General features: G+C 45.6%; 4 protein-coding genes and 1 pseudogene. 4 read left to right on the forward strand and 1 reads right to left on the reverse strand.

The genetic code is table 11. The annotated features are described in order from the left end of the window. On the reverse strand, positions 1 to 1,191 hold a 1,191-nt coding region (locus B3182_RS08460; protein WP_292752341.1), incomplete at its 3' end, for a TonB-dependent receptor domain-containing protein. Between the two features lie 244 nt (positions 1,192 to 1,435). On the opposite strand from B3182_RS08460, the gene B3182_RS08465 reads away from it, so the two are divergent. The 4 genes and pseudogenes from B3182_RS08465 to B3182_RS08480 all read left to right on the forward strand — a co-directional run. After that, positions 1,436 to 2,308 (forward strand): heme/hemin ABC transporter substrate-binding protein, encoded by an 873-nt coding sequence (locus tag B3182_RS08465; RefSeq protein ID WP_292358183.1) that lies wholly within the window; start codon positions 1,436 to 1,438, stop codon positions 2,306 to 2,308. A gap of 56 nt (positions 2,309 to 2,364) precedes the next feature. Further along, positions 2,365 to 3,366 (forward strand): FecCD family ABC transporter permease, encoded by a 1,002-nt coding sequence (locus B3182_RS08470; protein WP_292402947.1) that lies wholly within the window; start codon positions 2,365 to 2,367, stop codon positions 3,364 to 3,366. A gap of 7 nt (positions 3,367 to 3,373) precedes the next feature. After that, positions 3,374 to 4,135, forward strand: coding sequence for a heme ABC transporter ATP-binding protein (locus B3182_RS08475; RefSeq protein ID WP_292358187.1), 762 nt, complete (start codon positions 3,374 to 3,376; stop codon positions 4,133 to 4,135). A 60-nt stretch (positions 4,136 to 4,195) separates the two neighbouring features. Continuing rightward, positions 4,196 to 4,557, forward strand: a pseudogene (locus B3182_RS08480) (ABC transporter ATP-binding protein); the annotation flags it as partial.

Genomic DNA, 4,557 nt, shown 5'->3' on the forward strand with positions numbered 1-4,557 from the left:
AGCCTTAGTGCTGAAATCATCATAACGTCCGCCCATTTCCAACCGCCATGCCTCAGCAAAAGGAATGTGCACTTCAGTAAACGCGCCCCATACTTCTGTTGTGGCATCTGGTGGAGTGGGACGATCCAGTCCGCCACGGTTACTGCTTAATTTATCCTGATAGCCATCAACACCATAAATAAAACTGATATTACTCAGCTCTGTTCGGTTATTCAGATTTAACCCCAGTGTTTCAATCTCAGTATTATCAGCACGGCGATCCGATAAGCGGTATTCCTGCATATCAGTATTGTTCCAGTACAGCATCAATTGGGCATTAAGCCAGTCACTATCGGGATTGAGACGATAATCTACCGAGGCATGATCAGTTTGGTTTTCACGATGAATCATAAAATTTGATGAACTCAAATCGGCAGCACCATTAGAAGGAACCTCTCCGTTTACCTCTGAACTACGCAGGTTAAATGTTGCTGTTTGTGCATCATCAATAAACCAGTCGACTTTGGCCATTACGCCTTTATCTCGAGAGGCAGATCCTTCCAGATTTTCGCCATTGCCCAGCTCTATTTCATTGCCATCACGGTAAAATCCGGACAACAGCCAGTCGACACTATCCATTCGTCCTGCCAACGCCGTGGTGGTTAACCATTTATCACTGTTGCTGTGATAACCCTGTTTGATAAATCCGCCAAAGTCCCTTACTCCCAGTAAATCAGCTGCATGAATGGTGTTTTGTGAAATTACGCCGCCAAGTGCACCTGACCCCCACAACGCACTACTCGGACCTTTCACTACTTCGACACTTTTGATTAATTCCGGATCCAGAAAATAGGTCGGGCGATGGCCTGACATAAAGTTTTGTCTGACCCCATCCACCAGCTGTAATACCTGGTTATCTCCTAACCCACGGATATTCACATTCTGAACATCTTCCCTAGGTCCACCGCTCAGTGTGACATTCGGCAGATGTGCAACTGTTTGTGGCACAGACGTCGCCTGCCGTTCATCTAATTCGGTTTTATCAATAACAGTGATATTTCGACTCTGCGTGCCTGACGGCTCTGCATTACGTGTTGCAGTGATCTTGATTTCTTCCATTTCCAGAGGCGTTTGGGCAACCGAGATCAATGGAGTAAGTAAAAGTAAGGACTGTATCAGGATGGATAAGATTTTACGTTCAGCGTTCATCATTTCCTCAGCAGAAACTACGCGCTTTAACAGAGCGCCTGATTAAAAGTGTGCTTATGCAACGTTAAAACAAGTGGCATATGGCCGAGAAAATTATCACAACAAATACTTTCTGTAAATAGTAATGATTATTATTTAGATTTAACTTAACAATTTAATGATTTCTGGTTAAACTTCTGCAATGACAATGATGGCTTCCCCCATCATCAGCAGATATAAAGAATTGAATACACCTTTGGAGATTTGTATGAATCAATCTGAATTTTCACGTCGCTCCATTAGAAAGCTATTTTACGGCGTTTTAGTGTTATTCAGTACTCAAATAGCCATCGCTGAGCCGATTCATGCTGAGAGAATCATCAGTGTCGATAGTAATGCCACAGAAATTTTGCTGGCCCTTGGGGTTGGGTCAAAAATTATTGCTACCGATATCACCAGTGAGCCATTACTTAAGGGAGAAAATATTCAAATACTAGGATATCACCGCACGTTATCGGCCGAAGCGCTCTTATCCCTACAGCCGGATCTGATTGTTGGCAGCGACCATACAGGACCTGCCGCCACAGTAAATGCGATTCAGCAGGCACAAATCAACTTTATCCAGCTCGATAGTCCGGAGAGCGTGGCAGAATTGAGTCGTAATATTCATCGATTAGCAAAATCACTTAATCGCGAGGCAACCGGACAGGCACTCATTGACGATATTCAACAACTGGAAAACGCTATTGTCAGCAAACAGAACGGTTCAGCATTAAACATGGTTTTTTTACTGGATCTGAATGATCGTGGTCTATCACAGGCTGGTCGGGACACCGTTGGTAACGCACTGATTACATTGCTTCATGGTGAGAATGTCAGCAATTTTAATGGTTTTCAGACTGTGTCGCTGGAGTCTATTCTGGCCATAAACCCTGATGTCATCATCGTTGGTAAACGCATCAATGGTGCTCCGGAAAAGGAACAATTGCTGGCCCGTTATCCTTTGTTGAAAAATACTGCAGCCGGACAAGCCCAACGCATAGTAAGTGTAGATGCCAGTAAATTGATTGCAGGCTTGAGTATCACCGCCGTAAATCAAGCCAACCAACTGGCAGAAATAATTTTTCCTTCTGCAAGATGAGCTATGCCAAATATTTACCAGCCCGACCGCAGGGTTGGCGACGTGGTGTCTGGCCAATGTTTTGCTTGTTACTGCTGGCAAGTATTTTGTTATCAATCATCCTGGGTCCAATGACCTTGCCTGCAAAACAAAGCTTATTGAGCATAATAGATCAGTTTCTCGGCAGTGAACTGAGTCAATTAAATGCCTTTCAAACGGCCATTATCTGGGAGTTACGCTGGCCAAGAACACTACTCGCTCTATTTATTGGTGCTTTATTAGCCCTCTGCGGTGCCGTCACCCAGGGACTATTCCGTAATCCGTTAGCTGACCCCGGCATTATTGGTGTCTCTTCCGGGGCAGGACTTGGCGCGGCCATTGCCATCGTGTTGTTACCGGCTTCGCTCAGCTATCTGACGACTCCGGTCGCTGCATTTCTTGGCGGTTTGATAACCACCTTACTGGTTTATCGGCTGGCACAATCACAGAATGGTGGTACCTCGGTATTGATTCTATTGCTAGCTGGCGTTGCCATAGCGGCTTTTAGCGGGGCGATTATTGGTTTTATGACTTATATTGCCAATGATATGGCTTTACGCGAGCTGACCTTGTGGGGTATGGGTACGCTTAACGGCGCAAACAGTACATCTATCTGGTTATCCGCAATGACCTGTCTCTGCCTATTGGTGTTTTACCAAATCCAGGCACCGGCATTAAATGCCTTTCTGCTAGGTGAAGCCGAAGCCCGCCATCTGGGCATCCATGTTGAGAAATTAAAGCTGCAATTGATCGTGGTCACAGCCATCGGCGTAGGTATTGCTGTCTCAGCCACCGGCATTATCGGTTTTATCAGTCTGGTGGTACCACATCTGGTTCGCATGACCATGGGCCCGGATCATCGATTATTACTGCCATTATCCGCACTGACCGGAGCAGTATTGTTACTGATGGCAGATATTGGTGCCAGAGTATTGCTGGCTCCTGCCGAATTACCGGTAGGTTTGGTGACCGCATTAATCGGTGCGCCTTTCTTTGCTTTTTTGCTAATCCAGCAACGTAAACGACTCAGTACGTTATAACCCGCCTATGCTCACTATCGAAAATCTGCTTATTCAACAGGAACACCGCCAAATTCTGAATTTGCCAATAGCCAGTTTGGTTTCTGGCGAGTTCATTGCGGTGTTAGGTCCTAATGGAGCTGGTAAATCCAGTTTAATCAAAGCCATCTGTGGTGAATGGCCCGCCAGTCAAGGCCAGATATATCTGCATGGCAACTCTTTAGAACACTGGAACAGAGAATTACTGGCCAAACACCTGGGTGTATTGCCTCAAGCCAGCCAGTTATCTTTTCCATTTAAAGCGCAGGAGGTCGTTGCGATAGGTTCCACTCCCCTTAGCCTGAGTCTCCGTGAGATTAATTATGCAGTTCAAAAGTGGATGCAGGCAACGGATACCTGGCAATTTGCTGACAGGCTTTATACAAGCTTATCAGGCGGGGAACGACAACGGGTACAATTGGCCAGAGTATTATTACAACTGTCGCAGGCAGAACGGGCTCCATTGTTATTACTGGATGAACCAACATCAGCGCAGGATCTTGGACAGCAACATCAGTTATTGAATTTGGTAAAATCGCTTTGTCAGGAAAATGGTTTTGCGGTGATCAGTATTTTGCATGATGTGAACCAAGCAAGTCGTTATGCTGACAAAGTGTGGCTTTTAAAACAGGGGGAACTCGTCGCCCAGGGCTCACCACTGCAGGTGCTTCAACCTGAAACAGTAATGAAAATATGGGGTTATCAACCGGAGCTGTTTTTTAACAGCCAGGGCCAGCAGATACTGGTCTGAGGAGGGTAAAGTCACCGTTAAATTGCTGCCTATAGACCCTAACTGAATTGACTAACATCCATGAGCACAGAAACCAGCTATCAGCTTAAAGGCATACTCAAACAGGCGTTGAGTTATAAAAAGCATCTGATTAAAGCCAACCTGATCGCGCTGTTTGCCACTCTCTGTGCAGTTCCTGTGCCCTTATTGTTACCGATCATGGTGGATGAAGTCTTACTGGACCAACCCGGTACTGCCGTGGCGTTTATCTCTTCGTTTACGCCCGAGCACTTGCACGGTCCAATTCTTTTTATCAGCGCCATGTTAATTCTTACGCTGGTATTACGTTTGGCCTCATTGGTTTTAAATGTATTGCAGTCACGCTATTTCACCATCATTGCCAAACGCATTACCTTTCGAATTCGCCGTCAACTGATCAAACG

The sequence above is a fragment of the Methylophaga sp. UBA4204 genome, from assembly GCF_002379485.1.
In the GTDB taxonomy this organism is placed as follows: Bacteria; Pseudomonadota; Gammaproteobacteria; order Nitrosococcales; family Methylophagaceae; genus Methylophaga.